This window comes from Myxococcus xanthus (genome assembly GCF_013116825.1).
GTDB classification, from domain to species: Bacteria; Myxococcota; Myxococcia; order Myxococcales; family Myxococcaceae; genus Myxococcus; species Myxococcus xanthus_B.
In genome coordinates this window covers 30,315-46,749 of the sequence record NZ_JABFNS010000018.1, presented here as the reverse complement: position 1 = coordinate 46,749, position 16,435 = coordinate 30,315, and the positions used below count along the sequence as shown (strand labels likewise).

Below are 16,435 nucleotides of genomic sequence, written 5' to 3'. Positions count from 1 at the left end.
TCGTACACAGGGCCCTCTCCTCCGTCAACGCGCGCGGGTTACGCAGGTGCGCACTGCGTTACGCGATTTCGAAACCGTGGGTCTCGTAAGTGGGTTGTTTCCGAGACTCCGAGTCTCGTAAAAACGAGTCATGCGGACGGGACGACCCAGGGACGAAAGAGTGCGCCTGGCCATTCTCACGGCGGCGCAGGAGCTGGTGCTGGAGAAGGGCTATGCGGCGGTGACGACCGCTGACGTGGCCGCGCGCGCGGGGGCTGGGAAGCAGACCATCTACCGTTGGTGGCCGGGCAAGGGGGCGCTGGTGCTCGACGCGTTCTCCGAGTGGGTGAGTCAGGCGCCCCGCATGAGCCGGCACAAGCCTTCCTTGTCCTCGACGCTGGTGGAGTTCTGCCGGGGGGCCGGGGAGGCGGCGCCCGTGCTGCGAGCGCTGATGGCGGAGGCGCAATTCGACGAGGACCTCCACCGGAGGCTCATCGCCCAGTTGGTGCGCCCGCGGGGGGACGAGCTCCGGGCATGCCTCGCCGACCGCCGGCCCGCCGACCGGGAGCTCGTGGTCAACGTGCTCTCCGGCCTGGTGTGGCAGCGCCTCATGCTCAATGAGCCACTGGACGCACGTTTCGTGCGCTTCGCGCTGCGGGTGGTTCAACGCATCTGAGGTGGGCGGCTCTGTGGGTGGGCAACCGGGGAGGCGTGGAACGCGGTGGCGGCTCGCGGTCCTCCTGTGCTAGCTAGCCCGGAGCCACTTGACGCTCCGATGGCGGCCGCGACATCTCGTTGCGACCGTAGGGTGTCCTCGAGTGGCTCCGTCAGGCGTGTGCCTCTCGAGCATTCACCACGTTGTTGCTGGAGGCTCACATGTCCTCGTCCGAACTTCCCGTTCTCAAGTTCGTCCTCACGAACTACAAGAATTTCAACGCGCGCGCGACGCGTGATGCGCTCCTGTCCTACTGGGAGCATGTGTCGAACGGTGGCCGGATGTTCTGGAGCGTCGCGGGCGCGATGTCGTCGGCGCAGCTCGGAATCACGCTCGCGCCGGCCATCCGGGCGGGGCTGATTCACGGTCTGTCGGTGACGGGCGCCAACATCGAGGAGTCGCTCTTCCGGCTCGTCGCGCATTCGGGGTACAAGGACTTTCCCGAGTACCGCTACTTCACCAAGCAGGACGATACGCGAATCCTCGAGCAGCGGATGCGTCGGGTCACCGATACGAGCATCCCCGAGGACGAGGCGTTCCGCGCGGTGGAGAAGATTGCCGTCCCGATGTGGAAGGGCGCGACCGAGAAGGGCGAGCGTCGCTTCTGGCACGAGTACTTCTACGCGTTCATCCAGGCGCTCGACCCCTCCGCATATGAGGGTGACCCGGAGGCCTGCTGGCTGCTCGAGGCGGCGCGGCACCGTCTGCCCATCGTCGTCCCTGGCTATGAGGACTCGACGTTCGGCAACATCTTCGCGTCCTACGTGAAGGCGGGCGAGTGCAACGCGAGCATCGTCAAGTCTGGCATTGAGTACATGGCCGACTTCTACGACCGCTACGAGGAGATGTCCGAGGGCCGGGGTGTCGGCTTCTTCCAGATTGGCGGCGGCATCGCCGGTGACTTCCCCATCTGCGTCGTTCCTTCAATCAAGTACGACCTGCAGAAGCCGGTGAAGCCCTGGGCCTACTTCTGCCAGATCAGCGACTCGACGACGTCCTACGGTTCGTACTCGGGCGCGACGCCCAACGAGAAGATCACCTGGGACAAGCTGACCGAGACGACGCCGATGTTCGTCATCGAGTCGGACGCCACCATTGTCGCGCCGCTGATTCTCAGCGCCCTGCTCGAGTGCAAGAGCAATCCGGAAGCCGCGAACGCGCTCATCGCCAAGCATCAGAAGTAGCGGTCGCGGTAGGCGGGATCGGTGGCAAGAGTCACCGGTCCCCCGCGAGGATGGTCAGCCGGGCTCCTCGGAGGGCCAGGTGAGCCGCACCCTCGTCCCGTGTGGCTCCACGGCGCTGATGGCCACGTCGCAGTGGAACCGGCGCGCCAGCCGCTCCACGAGCGACAGGCCGATACCGAAGCCCGTGTGCCCTGGCTCGACCCGGCCGAAGCCCACGCCTGTGTCGGAGATGCTCCAGCCCTCTGGCGCGATGTGGATGCCGATGCGCCCCTGGGGCGTATAGGCGAGCGCGTTCTTGATGAGGTTGCCCAACATCACTCGCGCCACGGACCCCGGAAGTGGCGCGAGGACCTCCTCTTTCGCCTCGATGACGAGCGCCACGTCGCCGTGAGGGCGGTGTTTGCCGTACAGCGCGACCATTTCGCGGGAGATGCTCACCAGTCCGCACGATTCGTCGGAGCGGCCTGACCGGGCCAGCCAGAGGATGCCCTCCGTCAGAAGGCCCATGTGGTGAATGGCCTGCCGCAGACGGCCGAAGGTCTCCGTGTCGGCGGGTGGATCCAACTCCAGTATCTCCACCGCGCCCTGCGCCACGGCGAGGGGGGTACGAAGTTCATGGCTCGCGTCCCGGTTGAAGGCGCGCTCCCGCTCCAGCAGTTCCTGGATTCGGGCATCCCGGACACGCAGGGCTTCGGCCAGGGCCCGCACCTCGGTGACCCCGGCGTCCTCTTCCTTCGCCGGAGTGTCCGACTGGACGCGTGCGACGAGCTGTTCCAGCGGGCGGCTGAGCCTCCTCGCGACGACAAGGGAGAGCCCGGCGGCGCCCAGGAGGGCCAGCAGGGCGCTTGCCAGCAGCAGTCCGGAGGTCTGGCGCAGGTGGCGGGTGGTGCTCGTCAGCGCCGTCGTGTCCAAGACCACGTAGCGCGTCGTACCAGCCGACGTGTTCGGTCGCACCGCGACATGGAAGTGCCCACGGTCCTGGGCAAAGACCTCATATTCGCCGCGAGGTGTGTCCAGGGGGAGCGTGTCTCCGAGCCAGGACGGAAGGCGCTCGTGGCCGACATAGGCCGTCATTCCCAGTGGGATGGCCCCCGTGTCATCCCTGCGTCCGTCCGCCGCAGTGGCGACGAACCGAGCGAAGATGGCGTCTTCGAGGTCGTAGCTGAAGAGCGTGAAGAACGTCCCCATCAGGACGAGCGCGAGCGCCGCGGACATGCCCATGGCGCCCAGGAGGAGACCTCGGACCGACCTAGTCCTCGCGCGCATCCAGGCGGTATCCCTTGTTGCGGAGGGTGGTGATGCAGTCGCTCATCCCCAGCTCTGCGAGTGCTCCGCGCAGGGCATAGACGTGGGTGCGCAAAGCACTGGATTCCGGCGCATCGTCTCCCCAGAGGTGGTGGGCCAGCGTGGCCGTCGAGACAGGCTCGGGCGCGGCCTCCATCAGCAGCCTCAGGAGGAGTGTCTCCGTCTTGTTGAGGTGGACGGCGCGCACGCCTCGCCGGGCCTGGCCCGTGTCTGGCTCCAGCGTCAGTGGCCCCACCGTCAGCCGTCGTCCGCTCGGAGGCACGGGGCGCCGCGCGAGGGCTTCGAGCCGCAGCCGCAGCTCCCTCAAGGAGAACGGCTTGACGAGGTAGTCATCCGCGCCCGCGCGGAAGCCTTTTTCCTTGTCATCGAGTGTGTCCCGAGCGGTCAACATGAGGATGGGCACCAGCCGGGGCGCGAGCTGCCGGTAGCGTCGACACAGCTCGATGCCACTCATTCCCGGCAGCATCAGGTCCAGGACGATGACGTCGTATTCCTGGCCCAGCGAGAGCGTGAGCCCCTGGGGCCCGGTGGCGGCGAAGTCGAGCTGGAAGTCCTTTCCCAGAAACCTCTCGATGTTGGCCTGGAGGTCCAGGTTGTCTTCGACGACGAGCACTCGCATGGGTGGGCAGGTTATCAGCCGCCACGTCAACCGGAGGTCAACCGGGTGTTGACGCGTGGCTGACGCGGAGGGGGGCAGGGTGAGCGGGCTTCTGACCTCTGGGAGAACCTCGATGACCCGCTTGCTATCGCTGTGCCTGTTGCTTCTCTCCGCTTCCGTGGCCCGTGCCGCCGCTCCGGAAACGTCGTTGGACGTTCGCGGCGCGGATGGAGAACGCATCCCCACGCGGGTGCTGGAGCCGGAGGGCGCTGCCGCGAATCCACCCATCGCCGTCCTTCTGCACGGCCTGACACGCCGCAAGGAGGACTGGCTGTCGAACGAGGGGCCAACCCACGGCGGTGTGTTGAAGGACGAACTGCTGCGGTCCGGCTACCGCGTCTATCTCCTCGATGCACGCCGGCACGGAGCGCGGGCGACGCCCGAGGCCAGGCCGGGAGCGCTCGCAAAGCGGGCCCATCAAGGGGACCCTTCAGGGTACGTGGCGATGATTGCCGACACCGTCCGTGATGCCCACGCGCTGCTGACCACCGTGCTGGCGAAAGGCCAGCCGCCTCGGGTGCTCGTCGCCGGGTACAGCATGGGCGCCCAGGTGGGAATCCTGCTGGCGGCGCGTGAGCCCCGCATCACCCACCTGGTCACGATGGTTCCACCTCACATCGACCCGTCGATGGAGGAGGTTGCCCCCTCGCGCCACATGGCGAGCGTCCACCAGGACTGGCTGCTGCTGACGGCGAACAAGGATGACTTCGCGCCTGTCGCGGACAGCCGCGCCCTGTTCGATGCCGCTCCGTTGCGTCGCAAGACGCACAAGACCTTTGACAGCGGACATGTCCTCCCACGGGAGTACCTGGAGGAGGTGCGCCGCTGGCTCCACGCGGACCGCCGGGCGCCTGGCCGCAAGGGCCCATGAGGCGCCCTTACCGTGGACCGCCCGGGGGCGGAGGAAGAACAGGCCCACATCATCCCGGTAGCAGCGACTGGCGGCACCCCGAGGCGAGTGCGGCTGGCCGGGCATGATGCGCAATTCGAAGCGCTTGCCCGCGCGGATGAGCGCGTCCGCCATCCGCGTTGGCGTGGTGGAAGCGGGCCTGGGGCTGACCCTCGCTCCCGCGTCCTCCCAGGCGCTGTGTCCCAAAGGGGGGGGCCGCCCCCTGAGCGGCGCCGCCGGACACGCGGAACTGGTGGTGGCCTTTCCTGGCACGCGGCCCGCGCCCGCGGCGCAGCACTTCCGCGTCCTCGCGCATGAGGCCGTCTCTCGCTCTGGCAGGAGTGCTTCTGACTGAGCGGCACTCGCGCATGGAGGGCGCCGCACGAGGCGCACGTCATGCGCGGAGGGCACGCCTCACATGCGTTCGCCAGGCAATTGGCTGGCCTGCTTCACCCAGGAGGCGAACTGGGCCTCGTCGAGCGGCTCGTCCTCGCGGATATCGAGGTAGCGCGTGTCCTGGCTCTTGGACGCACCGGGTGGGATGGGGCGCAGCGAGGTGCCGCGGAAGAAGGCTACCTTGATGTACTTCGTGAAGCAGTGGATGCCGAGGAACCATCCCTGGCCCTCGACGCCGTACATCGGCGAGTTCCATTTGACCGCCTTGCTCACACCCGGGATGGTGCGCTCGATGAGCGCGTCGAGGCGGTGCCCGACGTCGCGTTTCCAGCCCGGCATGGCCTGGATGTAGGCCCGGATGGGGGCGTCGCCGTAGCCCTTTGTAATCTGCGGATTGCCGCCAGAGAGGAGGACCGGCGTGGCGGCCGCAGCGGGGCTTTTGCGTCTGGCCGCGGTGGCCTTGGGCGCTGCCGCCGCTTTCTTCGCCGTGGCCTTCTTGGGCTTGGGGGCTGCTGACTTGGCGGCTGCCTTGCTCGGTGTGGCCGCCTTCGTCGTGCTCGGCTTGGCGGTGGTCTTCTTCGCGACCTTGGGCGATTTGACGGCCATGGTGTTCACTCCAGATGGGCGGTGATTGGGACCGCCGGGGGCGGGGCGTCTCAACGTCTTCTCAAGGACGAGTTGAGCGACCCGCGCCGCGGAGGTCAACCTTCACTGCGAGCGCTTCGTGGGCTTCTTTCCACTCGACGTATTGAGCGCGGCGGCCGCGCGGATGAGCGCCTTGAAGGCCTTCGCGTCCAGCGCCTCACCTTCGTGAATGTCGATGGCGCGCCTGACGTTCCCGTCGAGGCTCGAGTTGAAGAGGCCGGAGGGGTCTTCCAACGAAGCTCCCTTGAAGAAGGTCAGCTTCACGGCCTTCTTGTACGCCTCACCCGTGCAGATGCCCCCGTCGTGAGACCAGACCGGCGTTCCCCGCCACTTCCACTCCTCCACGACCTCCGGGACGGCCTCCTTGATGAGGGCACGCACCCGCGCGAGCGTATCGCCTCGCCAGTCACCCAGCTCGGCAATTCTCTCGTTGATGAGTTTCGATGCCGACTCGCCATCTGTCTTGGTTTGACTCTTCATCTAGTTGCCTTCCCGTGGAGAGGCCGGGTTGCCCACGTTTCCTGCGTCCGATAGCACCCTGGTGGGGTGTAGGAAACAAGGGGGCATCCGGTGTCAGCCTCCAGTGCGAGGTGCAGGTAGCACCCGCCCGTGGTGCGCCGCCTGCCCCGCCGTTGCAGCGCCGCGAGCAGCGGGCCGTTGCTCTCCAACTCCCACATGGTGGCCGGCTGCGGGGGGCGCTCGTAGCGTGCGCGAACCCAGGGAAGCACAGCCTCCGCGAAGGCGTCAGCGTGCACGAGCGGGTGGACGAGCAGGTCCACATCGCCGTTGCCGTAGGCCCACGCAAAGCCAGCGGGCTGCCCGGGTGTGCGTTCCCATGGGGTGATGTCCTCCCGCGGTCGTACCTGCGTATTGCGCAGCAGGCGCCAGGTCAGGTCTCCCACCGTGCACTCCACGTGGGGACCGCGCTCCGCCCAGGCCTGCGCCACGAGGCGAGCCATGGCATTGAGGTCGGCCACATCGCGATAGGGGCGGAGGCAGAACATCTCTGCTCAATAACCCTGGCAGGGCGTGATGCGCACTCGGGGATGGGTTGATTCATCGGGTCCCTCACGACGGGCCGGACCAACCCGGCCTCCCTCATCTGCGGAGGGGGCATGGACGCGCTGGGCCGTACCGAGGCCGCTCCGCAGCCGGTGAAGAGCATCGCCAACCAATTGACCCCCACCGCCGCCACTGATAGGACGTCCCGATGTTGATAATGCGTATCAATATCGACATCGTCCTCGCGCCTTCGAGCCCTGCCTGTACACCGTGAACATGCCCACACTTCGTCGCTGGCGGGGTGCCCCCGCGCCATCCTCTCTGGTCCCCACGCTCGCACTCCTCTCCGTGCTGTCGACGGGCGTCGCGCGAGCCCAGGATGCGAGCGAGTCCCCGGCGCCGGCCACATCCGCTTCCCCCTCTAGTGAGACGCCGCACACGCAGGCGCCGGAGGGGGAGGGCGGGCCTGCGCCATCCGGTGGGGTCGTCCCTCCGGTGCTGCTGGCCCAGCCAGAGGCTGTCTATCCGCCCGAGGCGCTCGCCGCGGGGCTTGAAGGCGCGGTGAAGCTCCTCCTGACGCTTGATGCGGAGGGCCGGGTCACGCGCGCGGAGGTGGTCGAGGGACTTGGGCACGGACTCGATGAGGCGGCCGTGAGCGCGCTCGAAAACGCGCGCTTCTCCCCGGCGATGCAGGGCGGCAGCCCCGTCCCCTGTCAGTTCGAGTTCATCCACCACTTCGTCCTCGCCCGTCCTCCCGAGGCCGCGCCGCCAGGCGCCGAGGCGGTCGCCCAAGTCGCGTCTGACACGCCCGCGGAAGAGGCGACCGCGAAGCCTTCCGAGGAGCCCGAGCCTCCCGCTCCCCCTGGCTTCACCTCGGTCGTCCGCGCCAGGTCGACCGAAGCCCGCGCCCTGGTGCGCGGCTCGGAGGCGGTGGACGTCGTCGAATTGGAGAAGGCCCATGAGCGCGCCGAGGACCTCGCGGAGGTGCTGACGCGTGCCTCTGCCGTGCAGGTCCAGCGGACGGGCGGAATGGGGAGCCGGACCCAGCTCTCGCTCGGGGGCCTCTCCGGCGACCAGGTGCGAGTCCTCCTCGACGGCGTCCCCATCGAGTACTCGCCCTATGTCTACGGACTGGGAAGTGTTCCGGTGTCGCTCATCCGGCAACTCGAGGTCTTCAACGGCGTCGTCCCGGTGCGCCTCGCGACGGACGCGCTGGGCGGTGCCATCCACCTGCGCTCCGACCTCGCGAAGCCCGAAACCGGCGCGTCCCTGTCGCTCCAGGGCGGGTCCTTCGGCAGCTACCGGGGGACTGGCAGGCTGACGTGGAGCGCCCACGAGCACGTCTTCGTGCGGGCCGCGGGATTCCACGACCGCGCGCAGAACGACTACGTCATCACCGTCCCCGTGGATGACCCGGCGACGGGGCGCGTCTCGCCGCGCGCACTCCGCCGCAACCATGACGCCTATCGGGGCACGGGAGGCGATATCGAGCTGGGGTTCGAGTCACTGCCGGGCATCGACCGGCTCGTGCTCAAGGGCTACCTCGGCCGCTACGACAAGGAGGTCCCGCACGACCAGTTCATGATCCAGCCCTATGGCGCGGTCACCTCCGCGCAGGAGAGTTGGGGCCTCGGGCTTCGCTACGAGGTGTCGCCCCATGAGCGGCTGAAGGTGCTCGCCATCGCCGGGTACAACCAGCGTGTGGGCGAGCTACGCGACGCCTCCGACTGTCTTTACGACTGGTACGGCGCCTGCCGTGCGACGCGGGCGAGGGCCGGGGAGACTGGCTCGACGCCACTGGAGAACACCCAGACACGCCAGACGCTGTTCGGGCGCGTGCGGCTCCTCGGGACGCTGCTCGACCCGGAGGACCTCGAGGTCTCGCTCGGCGTCGACGACAGCGACCGAAGCGGCGAGAACGCCTACCTCACCCGTCTGCAGCAGGAGGACCCCCTCCGGGTGCCGCTCGCGCTCACGTCCGCCTTCGGCGGTCTCTCCCATCGTCAGCTTCTCTGGGGCGGCAGGTTGGAGAACACCGTGTTCGTGAAGGGCTATCTGCAGCGCTTCGCCTCGGGCTTGAGGCAGGAGGCCGCGGAGCGCCGGTGGGCCGGAGGTTTCGGTGACACCTTGCGCTTCAGTCTGACGCGGGGGCTGCTCCTCAAGGCGTCCTACGAGCGGACCACGCGGATGCCGCGGGTGGACGAGCTCTTCGGTGATGGGGGACTGCTCGTGGAGAACTCGGCGCTCGTCCCCGAGTCGAGTCACAACGCCAACCTGGGCGTGGAGCTCCTCCCCATCGTCACGCCCGTTGGCCGCTTCGGTGCCAACGCGGTCGCGGGCGTCCGAGACGTCGAGAACCTCATCCAGCTCTTCCCCGGTGACGCCACGCAGGCCTACGAGAACGTGGACCACGCTCGCTCCTTCTCGGCGCACGCGGGCGTGGACTGGGACTCACCCGGCGACTGGGTGGGGCTCACCGGCACCGTCACCTGGCTCGACGTCCGCAACCTCGCGCGGGAAGGCCAGTTCGCCCGCTTTCACGGGGACCGCATGCCCAACATTCCCTGGTTCCAGGCCACGGCGACCGCGCGGTTCCAGAAGCGTCAGCTCTTGAGCGCCGAGGACGCTCTTGGCCTGGAGTGGACGACCCGTTTCGTCGAGTCGTTCTATCGCTCCTGGGAGAGCGCCGGGCGGGGCGGCGACAAGGCGCGGGTGCCCACCCAGGTGCTGCACTTCGCCGCGCTCACCTACCGCTCCCGGTTCGAGGGGCGCGCGTTCTCCTTCTCCTTCAACCTCCAGAATCTCACCGACGCTCCCGCCTTCGACATCGTCGGTGTCCAGAAGCCGGGCCGCGCGTTCTCCGCGCGCGCCACGGTTGAGCTCTGAGTGCCCCATGAGGCGCTTCGAGTCTCCTCGCAGGAACCCTTGGCCAAAAGGAAGCCCGATGAAGCTGAAAGCCTCACTCCTCGCCCTCGCCGTGTCCGCCACCGCCTGCTCGGATTCGGACGGCCCCCACGGGGGCCCTGACGCTGGAACCGACGAGCCCCTCTACGCCGCCATCACCCAGGTCGCCATCGCTGGTGGAAACACCCAGAGCTACCTGGTGACGTTGGACGACATCGAGAAAGCGCAGACTGTCGGGATTGGCGACGCAATCGAGCTTCCCGCGGACGCGTACATCGCCGCCGGCCTTCCGGGCACCGGCAAGTTCATCGTCAGCAGTTCGAGGCTGCCGACGGTGACCCCCTACACCCTCAACGCGGATGGCTCGCTCAAGGCTGGAGATCCGCTTTCGTTCACGAGCCAGGGGGTCGCCGCGACCGGTGGCTATCAGTCCCAGCACTACTTTGTCAGCGAGACCAAGGCCTATTACTTCGACCACGTGAACTACAAGCTGGTCATCTGGAATCCCCAGGACCTCGCCATCATCACGTCGAAGGACCTGACGTCCCAGCTCAAGGACGGCGACTTCACGTTCCGCTATTCGCAGAGCCTGGCCATCACCGTTGGCGACGACGTCATCATCGCCGGTGGCTGGCACGCCGCGGACGTGAAGACGGTTCCGGCGAAGACGGCGCTGGTCATCGTGGACACGAAGACCGACGAGGTGACCGTTAAGGTCGACAATCGCTGCGGCTGGGCGCGCGACGGCGTCAAGCACACGGATGGGAAGATTTATTACGCCACCGAGTCGCTGGGCAGCGGAGCGCACTTCGTGTCTCCCGGGACCACCGGCGCGCCCTGCATGGTCCGCTTCGATCCCGCGACTGGCGAGTTCGATGCGTGGTCCACCACGCTTGATTCCTTCATCAACCCGGGGACGGAGGGTGACATCGCCGCCATGCTCCTGCCTGGAGCTCCCGGCAAGGGCTACCTGCGGGTGATGAACAAGGCCGCCGCGCAGTCCGCCTGGGACGCCGCGGTGGCCGCCGAGCGGACGTTCAACGGGCAGAGCGCCGCCGTGGGCGCCTGGTGGAGCCTGTGGGAGGTCACCCTCGGCGATGCGCCGACCGCGACGCCCGTCGTCCGGGACGACCTCGTGCCCACCAACGGTCGCACCATCCCGCAGAATCCGGGTGAGCTCCTGGTGCTGCCGGAGTTCATCAATGACAATGCACAGACGCGCTTCCGCCTCATGAGCCCCGAGACGGGCCTCGGGGACGCGAAGACGGTCGTCGAGGGCCAGGTGCGCGGCCTCCTCCGGATTCGCTAGCCACCCGCCTGCTGTTCGGAGCCCCCGCCGTGCATGGGCGGGGGCTCCAATTCATCCGTCATCACCGGGTCTCCCACCATGAGTCTCTTCATCCTCCTCGCGCTGGCGCGCTCCCTTGGGCTGCGCTTGCTGAACCCGCTGCTCGCCGCACGCTTCCACGGGCTCCTCGCGGCGGGGCTGTTGACCGCCAGTTGCGCCTCGGGGTCGGTGTCCCGCGCAGGGCCGGTGGCTCGGGTGGACGGGGCTCCGGTGACGCTCCAGGACACCTTCCAGTTCGACCTCGACTCGACCCACACCGGATGAAGAATGAGCTTGAGCCCGCGCTTGCTTCGAGATTGCCGATTGACAGCTCGCGCACCGCGCTGATGGGCCACTCCTAGGGCGGCCTCCTGGTGCTGCATGCGTTCTTCACGAGGCCCACGTCCTTCGACACCTTCATCGCGGGGAGCCCGTCCATCTGGTGGAACGACCGCTACGTGCTCACCGAGAAGACCGCCTTCCTGGAGCGGTTCGCGCGGACCCCGGTGAAGGCGCGGTGCTGCTCACGGTAGGAGGGCTGGAGCAGAAGCCGCGCAAGAGTGAGGGGACGCGGGGCAGGTTCGCCGTGGAGCTCGAGGCGATGGGCGGCGGCGACGTCGCGGTCTAATACCTGGAGTTTCCCGGCGATGACCACTACAGCGCATGGCTCCCCATGCTGAGCCGTGGGCTGCTCTTCTTCTCCGCCCCCTCGCTGCTCCCGGACGCCGACTGAGCCCGCGCGGGGGCACCCTTCGCCGTGCCCACTCGCAGGTGCGCCTCGCCGCATGACCGGCTGCAGAAGCCCTCACTCAACGCGATGCGGAGGGCGGGTTCATCCCATGCGGCTACGCGCTGTCAGGCACGTAGGACAGCGACCGCTTCGACTTCGAAGAGCATCCCGTCCAGCGCCAGCCGAGGGACGGGAATCAGCGTACAGGTCGGCTTCATGCCGCCGTTCCAGGCCGCGTCCAACTCGGGGCCGATGATCCGGAGCTTCTCCTCCGTGTGGTCCACCACGAGCATCGTGAGCTTGGCGACATCGCCGACGCCGGCTCCCACGGACTCCAGGGCTGTGCGGATGTTCTGGAACGCCTGTCGCACCTGGAGACGGAAGTCGGGCTGGAGGGCCCCGCTCTCATTCTCCCCACCTTGCCCCGCCAGGTAGATGAGCCGGGTGCCCGGCGCCACCTGCGCCACGTGCGAGAAGCCGTAGGGCGCCGGGTCGAACAGTCCCTTGGGATTCGTCAGGACCAGCGGCGACGTCTTCGAGGGGTCTGCGGTCTGTCCCATGATTCACCTGTATGGATTCTGGAGGCTACGTATCCAGGTTCGGCCCCGAATATGCGAGCGAGCAACCGCCGTTCTTGGCGCCTGGCGCATGTGTGGCCAGCTACTTCGCGCGGCGCGAGTTCCGGCCGCTCAAGAGCGAGAGCGTCGAGAGAAGGCCCAGCACCGTCAGTCCGCCCCCGGCCTGGGTGCAGCCCTTCTTGGTGTCGACCGATTCGGGGAGCGGATCCTCGTTCACGATACCTCCGTCTATCTCGGTCCCCCCGTCCATCTCGGTCCCCCCATCCGAGCATCCGCGCATCTGGCTCATTCCCACGTTCGCGGCCCGTGCCGGGCAGCTCAACTCGAAGTCCACGCTCACGGGGGGAAGCGTGATGTTCGCGTGCTCCAGCGTCGCCTTGAGCGTGGCCCGGTGTTGTCCGGGCGGGAGGCTGTTGATGGGCGGCCGGTGGTAGGAATCAGCGCAGCTCACGTAGTCGCAGAATGTATGGAGGAAGAGCAGCTGCCGGTTGTACTCGTAGCGGCGCGTCTCGAGGTTCTCCTCACCAGTGGAGGTCAGCCCGCTGTGCTTCGCATACGACCAGGGCTCTCCGTCCACCTCCACCGTCCAATGCACCCACGGAAGGAACGGCACCAGCTCCGGTGACGGCGTAAAGCGCAGTGTGGTGAAGTTCCCTTCCACCTGCCTGTCGCCGCAGCTCGAATCTCCGTACACGTTGTAGATACCCTGGCTCGGCGCATCGGCCGTCAGGGAGCCGATGGTCGTGGGTAGAGCGAGGGCGGGGCCGGCGGTGAAGGTCACGGACTCGGTCTGGGTGGGCTGGAACTGACAGACACCCTTTGCCTCGATGCGGTACGTGGTGCCTGGCACCAGTGGTGCGTCCGGGACCAGGACCTGCGTCTGATGCGCGCCCGGCGTGACGGTCGCGGGCACCGGCGTTCCATCCGGCAACAGCAGCCGGACGGTGGAGGAATCCACGCTCTCCAGCAGCGGCGGCACTGTCACCAGTCCGGGGACGTTCGCGGGCACCACACCGCCGTCCTCGGGGAGGGGAAAGCGCACCCCCACCATGCAGTTGGGCGCGGCACAGGCGTGCGCCGGCGTGGGAATGAGCGCTCCCATTCCCATGAGGAACATCCCTACCGCACTCCAATTCCACGTGTGTTCGCGCATGCCTCATTAGACACCGGAACCTGGGGATTGGGATATCACCCAGATGCGTTAGCAAACGCGTCATTCCATGCATCGTCTTGCAGATGGGGCCCGAGGAATGGTGGGGCCTCAATGTCGAACATGCGCGCGATAGGGAGTATCTGGAAGCCGCTCCGGACTACCGGACCCGGTTGCGCGGCGGGGGCCAGACGCTGCTATGGCCCCGCATCGATTTCCCCAAGCCCTGCCGCCGCTGTCCGCCCCCGAGGTCCGGGCCGTGGAGGACACCCCAGGCAGGGAGGGGTGGTGGGAGGCGGCACCCTGTCTCCCTCATGGAGTGGGGCTTGGGTCAGCCTCCGCTGCCACCGCACTCACTGGCCGCCATGACGCGGTTCCTGTTCGCGTGGAACAAGCACAGGCGCTTCAGGCCCCCGAGCGAAGCACGGTCATCGGGTCCACGCGCGAAGCACGACGGGCTGGCAACCAGCTCGCGAGCAGCGCCACGCCGAGCAGGAGGAGCGCCACCACGAGGAAGACGAGCGGGTCCGTGGTGCTCACTCCGTACACGAGCCCCGCGAGCACCTGGCTGAGCCCCAGGGCCCCCAGCACGCCGAGCACGATTCCCAGCCCCGCGAGCCGCGCCGCCTGCCGGAGCACCAGCCCCAGCACGTCTTCCGCCGTCGCGCCCAGCGCGAAGCGGATACCGAATTCCCGCGTGCGCTGCGCCACCGCGTAGGACACGACGGCCGCGAGGCCCGCCACCGAGAGCAGCAGCGCCATCGCACCGAAGGCGCCCAGCAGCAGGAGGCTGAAGCGTCTGGGGGCGAGTGAGCCCGCGAGCAATCCCTCCACCGTGGACAGGCGCGAGGGCAGCTCGGGGGCAAGCTCTCGCAGCACCGGCAGCGCCGCGGCGACCAGGGCCGCGGAGCCCATTGGCCCGTGCACGGCGAGGTGGAAGCGGGAGGAGGCCCGCAGACGTTGCCGGGAGCCGCCATAGAACATGGGCCTGGGCGCGTCATCCAGCCCTTGCTCCCGCACGTCCCCCACCACGCCGACAATGGTGAAGGGACGCAGGTTTCCGTCCATGTTGCCGAACTGAATGAGCTTGCCCAGCGGGTCCTCATGGGGCCAGCGGGCCTTCGCGAGCGACTCGCTGATGACGGCCACGTGCGGCGCGTCGAAGGTGTCGCGCGCATCGAACAGACGCCCACGCACGAGCGGGATGCCGAGCGCGGCGAAGTAGCCCTCGCTCGCCACGCGGAACTCGGCGCTACCGGTGCGTTCGGGCTCGCGCGCCAGCCGCCCGAAGTCCTCGAAGTCCCCCACCTCGTCGGGGCGGTTGAGCACGATGAAGGTGCCATCCCCCGCCGGGCTTCCCTCGAGCGGGAAGTTGCTCACGGCGCCCACCGCGCGCACGCCGGGCAGCGCCGCCAGTCGCGAGAGGAGGTGCTCCTGCAACTGCACGTTGTGCCGCCCCTGCGCCTCGTCCTTGGCCGGAGGGAGCACGAGGCTGAGCACCGCGACATCCTGGGTGCGATACCCCGGGTCCAGCGAGAGCAGCCCCATCAGGCTCCGCCCGAGCAGCGCCGCGCCCACCAGGAGGACCAACGCGAGCGCGAGCTGCCCCACGACGAGGGCTCGACGCGTGCGCTCGGCGCTCCCGCCTCCGCTGTGCGTGCGACCGGCGCCCGCCAGCGCGGCCCCCGGAGGCTGCCGCGCCGCGCGCAGCGCCGTCAGCAGCCCCAGCCCCAGTGCGAGCAGCAGCGAGAGCCCGAGGGAGAAGAGGAGCACCGTGGCGTTCACCCCCACCTCGTCGACTCGTGGCAGGTGGCCCGGCTCGGCCGCGAGCAGCGCGCGCACGCCCCAGGCGGCAAGCACGGCCCCCAGTGCGCCTCCCGCCAGTGACAGCAGGAGCGACTCCATGAGGAACCGCCGTGTCAACGCTCCGGGCCCCGCGCCCAGGGCCACGTGAATGGCGAGCTCCCGGGCGCGGGTGGCCGCGCGGGCGAGCAGCAGGTTCGTGACGTTGGCGCCCGCCACCAGCAGCAGGAAGGCCGCGGCGCCCGCAAGCAGGTAGAGCGTGGACCGCACGCGGCCCACCAGGCTCTCTTGCAAGGGCTCCACGGCGATGTCATGCATCCGCGTGTCCTGGCCGTACTGGGCTTCGAGCTCGCGGGCGATGTGTGTGAGCTCCATTCGCGCGGCCTGGAGGTCGACGCCGTCCGCCAGCCTTCCCACCACCCGCCAGTTGTGTGCGGTGCGGCTGGGCAGGGGGGGCATCAGCTCTCGCGGAATCCACAGCTGCGTGCCCACCGGGTAGTCGAAGGACTCGGGCATCACGCCCACCACGGAGTAGGCGCGCCCCTCGAAGGTGAGGGTGTCCGGCAGGGGCAGTGGCCGTGCGCCCAGGTAGCGCTTCCAGAAGGCGTGGCTCACCATCACCACGGGAGCACCTCCCGCCTGCTGCTCCTCCTCCGCGAAGAGGCGCCCCTGGACTGGCCGCACCGCGAAGGCGGGGAAGAAGTCGCGTGAGGCGAGCGCCAGCGTGGCGAAGGCCGGCTCGTCGGCGCCCGTCACGGCGACGCTCGCCGCTCCCGACACCTGGGCCAGCGCCGAGACGGTGCGAGCGCGCGTCCGCACATCCTCGAAGTTGGGGTCCGAGAACCGCATCGGATGGCCGTCCGCCGCGCGCTGGGAGAGCTCCACGAGGCGCTCGGGGCGCGGATAGGGCAGGGGACGCAGCAGAACGCCTTCCACCACGCTGAAGAGCGCGGTGCTCGCTCCGATGCCCACCGCCAGCATCAGGACACACCCCAGCGTGAAGCCGGGGCTGCGGCCCAGCGAGCGCAGGCTTTGACGCAGTCCACCCAGAACGGAATCCATCGCGACGTCTCCTGGAGCCGGTCGGCGGCTTCCGGAGCGGCTACGTTCGGGCCGGCGGACGATTGCGTGTCCCCTGCTCAGCCACCAGGCCCCTGCGTGTGACGAACA

The 16,435-nt window shown here is 68.4% G+C and carries 16 protein-coding genes; 8 read left to right on the top strand and 8 right to left on the bottom strand.

What is annotated here, in order from left to right:
* The first annotated feature begins 130 nt into the window (after positions 1-130).
* Together HNV26_RS07525 and HNV26_RS07520 are read left to right on the top strand one after the other, a co-directional pair.
* Positions 131-655: a TetR/AcrR family transcriptional regulator gene (locus HNV26_RS07525; RefSeq protein ID WP_171439779.1), complete on the top strand. Its 525-nt coding sequence runs from the start codon at positions 131-133 to the stop codon at positions 653-655.
* Positions 656-855: 200 nt separating this feature from the next.
* Positions 856-1,878, top strand: a complete 1,023-nt coding sequence (locus HNV26_RS07520; RefSeq protein ID WP_171439778.1) for a deoxyhypusine synthase family protein — start codon at positions 856-858, stop codon at positions 1,876-1,878.
* A 54-nt stretch (positions 1,879-1,932) separates the two neighbouring features.
* Here the strand turns inward: HNV26_RS07520 and HNV26_RS07515 are convergent, their stop codons facing one another.
* Both HNV26_RS07515 and HNV26_RS07510 read right to left on the bottom strand, forming a co-directional pair.
* A complete protein-coding gene (locus HNV26_RS07515; RefSeq protein WP_171439777.1) occupies positions 1,933-3,099 on the bottom strand; it encodes a sensor histidine kinase in 1,167 nt (388 codons plus the stop codon).
* A 28-nt stretch (positions 3,100-3,127) separates the two neighbouring features.
* Positions 3,128-3,802, bottom strand: a complete 675-nt coding sequence (locus HNV26_RS07510) for a response regulator transcription factor (protein ID WP_171439776.1) — start codon at positions 3,800-3,802, stop codon at positions 3,128-3,130.
* 112 nt (positions 3,803-3,914) lie between these two features.
* Here HNV26_RS07510 and HNV26_RS07505 point away from each other — a divergent pair, with 112 nt between their 5' ends.
* Positions 3,915-4,712 carry an alpha/beta hydrolase gene (locus HNV26_RS07505; protein WP_171439775.1) on the top strand — a complete coding sequence of 266 codons (798 nt, stop codon included), beginning with the start codon at positions 3,915-3,917 and terminating at the stop codon, positions 4,710-4,712.
* 103 nt (positions 4,713-4,815) lie between these two features.
* Complete coding sequence (locus HNV26_RS07500; protein ID WP_253816327.1) at positions 4,816-5,085, top strand: type 2 periplasmic-binding domain-containing protein; 270 nt, start codon at positions 4,816-4,818, stop codon at positions 5,083-5,085.
* Between the two features lie 59 nt (positions 5,086-5,144).
* Here the strand turns inward: HNV26_RS07500 and HNV26_RS07495 are convergent, their stop codons facing one another.
* The 3 genes from HNV26_RS07495 to HNV26_RS07485 form a co-directional block, all read right to left on the bottom strand.
* Complete coding sequence (locus tag HNV26_RS07495) at positions 5,145-5,732, bottom strand: DUF1801 domain-containing protein (RefSeq protein ID WP_171439774.1); 588 nt, start codon at positions 5,730-5,732, stop codon at positions 5,145-5,147.
* Positions 5,733-5,834: 102 nt separating this feature from the next.
* Entirely contained in the window at positions 5,835-6,251 is a 417-nt protein-coding gene (locus HNV26_RS07490; RefSeq protein ID WP_171439773.1) for a DUF1801 domain-containing protein, read from the bottom strand.
* Positions 6,248-6,730, bottom strand: a complete 483-nt coding sequence (locus HNV26_RS07485) for a hypothetical protein (RefSeq protein WP_253816326.1) — start codon at positions 6,728-6,730, stop codon at positions 6,248-6,250. Before HNV26_RS07485 ends, HNV26_RS07490 begins: the two co-directional genes overlap by 4 nt.
* 319 nt (positions 6,731-7,049) lie before the next feature.
* Between HNV26_RS07485 and mxcH the strand changes: the two genes are divergently transcribed.
* The 4 genes from mxcH (at position 7,050) to HNV26_RS38225 (ending at position 11,537) form a co-directional block, all read left to right on the top strand.
* Positions 7,050-9,659, top strand: a complete 2,610-nt coding sequence (gene mxcH / locus HNV26_RS07480; RefSeq protein WP_171439772.1) for a TonB-dependent siderophore myxochelin receptor MxcH — start codon at positions 7,050-7,052, stop codon at positions 9,657-9,659.
* Between the two features lie 58 nt (positions 9,660-9,717).
* Complete coding sequence (locus HNV26_RS07475; RefSeq protein ID WP_171439771.1) at positions 9,718-10,986, top strand: hypothetical protein; 1,269 nt, start codon at positions 9,718-9,720, stop codon at positions 10,984-10,986.
* 78 nt (positions 10,987-11,064) lie between these two features.
* Positions 11,065-11,289 carry a hypothetical protein gene (locus HNV26_RS38230; protein WP_253816325.1) on the top strand — a complete coding sequence of 75 codons (225 nt, stop codon included), beginning with the start codon at positions 11,065-11,067 and terminating at the stop codon, positions 11,287-11,289.
* A gap of 89 nt (positions 11,290-11,378) precedes the next feature.
* Positions 11,379-11,537: a hypothetical protein gene (locus HNV26_RS38225; RefSeq protein WP_253816324.1), complete on the top strand. Its 159-nt coding sequence runs from the start codon at positions 11,379-11,381 to the stop codon at positions 11,535-11,537.
* Positions 11,538-11,859: 322 nt separating this feature from the next.
* On the opposite strand, the gene HNV26_RS07465 is transcribed toward HNV26_RS38225, so the two are convergent.
* The 3 genes from HNV26_RS07465 to HNV26_RS07455 form a co-directional block, all read right to left on the bottom strand.
* Complete coding sequence (locus HNV26_RS07465) at positions 11,860-12,294, bottom strand: RidA family protein (RefSeq protein WP_171439770.1); 435 nt, start codon at positions 12,292-12,294, stop codon at positions 11,860-11,862.
* A gap of 100 nt (positions 12,295-12,394) precedes the next feature.
* The gene (locus tag HNV26_RS07460; protein WP_253816323.1) at positions 12,395-13,429 is read right to left on the bottom strand and encodes a hypothetical protein; all 1,035 of its coding nucleotides are present in this window, start codon (positions 13,427-13,429) and stop codon (positions 12,395-12,397) included.
* 438 nt (positions 13,430-13,867) lie between these two features.
* A complete protein-coding gene (locus tag HNV26_RS07455; RefSeq protein ID WP_171439768.1) occupies positions 13,868-16,327 on the bottom strand; it encodes an ABC transporter permease in 2,460 nt (819 codons plus the stop codon).
* Positions 16,328-16,435: the final 108 nt, after the last annotated feature.

Bases quoted from the DNA above. Each gene is read 5' to 3' on its own strand.
- HNV26_RS07505 (WP_171439775.1), top strand. From the start codon at position 3,915: ATGACCCGCTTGCTATCGCTGTGCCTGTTGCTTCTCTCCGCTTCCGTG.
- HNV26_RS07495 (WP_171439774.1), bottom strand. From the start codon at position 5,732: ATGGCCGTCAAATCGCCCAAGGTCGCGAAGAAGACCACCGCCAAGCCG.
- HNV26_RS07500 (WP_253816327.1), top strand. From the start codon at position 4,816: ATGATGCGCAATTCGAAGCGCTTGCCCGCGCGGATGAGCGCGTCCGCC.
- HNV26_RS07465 (WP_171439770.1), bottom strand. From the start codon at position 12,294: ATGGGACAGACCGCAGACCCCTCGAAGACGTCGCCGCTGGTCCTGACG.
- HNV26_RS07515 (WP_171439777.1), bottom strand. From the start codon at position 3,099: ATGGGCATGTCCGCGGCGCTCGCGCTCGTCCTGATGGGGACGTTCTTC.
- HNV26_RS07460 (WP_253816323.1), bottom strand. From the start codon at position 13,429: ATGTTCCTCATGGGAATGGGAGCGCTCATTCCCACGCCGGCGCACGCC.
- HNV26_RS07525 (WP_171439779.1), top strand. From the start codon at position 131: ATGCGGACGGGACGACCCAGGGACGAAAGAGTGCGCCTGGCCATTCTC.
- HNV26_RS07485 (WP_253816326.1), bottom strand. From the start codon at position 6,730: ATGGCTCGCCTCGTGGCGCAGGCCTGGGCGGAGCGCGGTCCCCACGTG.
- HNV26_RS07490 (WP_171439773.1), bottom strand. From the start codon at position 6,251: ATGAAGAGTCAAACCAAGACAGATGGCGAGTCGGCATCGAAACTCATC.
- HNV26_RS07455 (WP_171439768.1), bottom strand. From the start codon at position 16,327: ATGGATTCCGTTCTGGGTGGACTGCGTCAAAGCCTGCGCTCGCTGGGC.
- mxcH (WP_171439772.1), top strand. From the start codon at position 7,050: ATGCCCACACTTCGTCGCTGGCGGGGTGCCCCCGCGCCATCCTCTCTG.
- HNV26_RS07520 (WP_171439778.1), top strand. From the start codon at position 856: ATGTCCTCGTCCGAACTTCCCGTTCTCAAGTTCGTCCTCACGAACTAC.
- HNV26_RS07510 (WP_171439776.1), bottom strand. From the start codon at position 3,802: ATGCGAGTGCTCGTCGTCGAAGACAACCTGGACCTCCAGGCCAACATC.
- HNV26_RS38230 (WP_253816325.1), top strand. From the start codon at position 11,065: ATGAGTCTCTTCATCCTCCTCGCGCTGGCGCGCTCCCTTGGGCTGCGC.
- HNV26_RS07475 (WP_171439771.1), top strand. From the start codon at position 9,718: ATGAAGCTGAAAGCCTCACTCCTCGCCCTCGCCGTGTCCGCCACCGCC.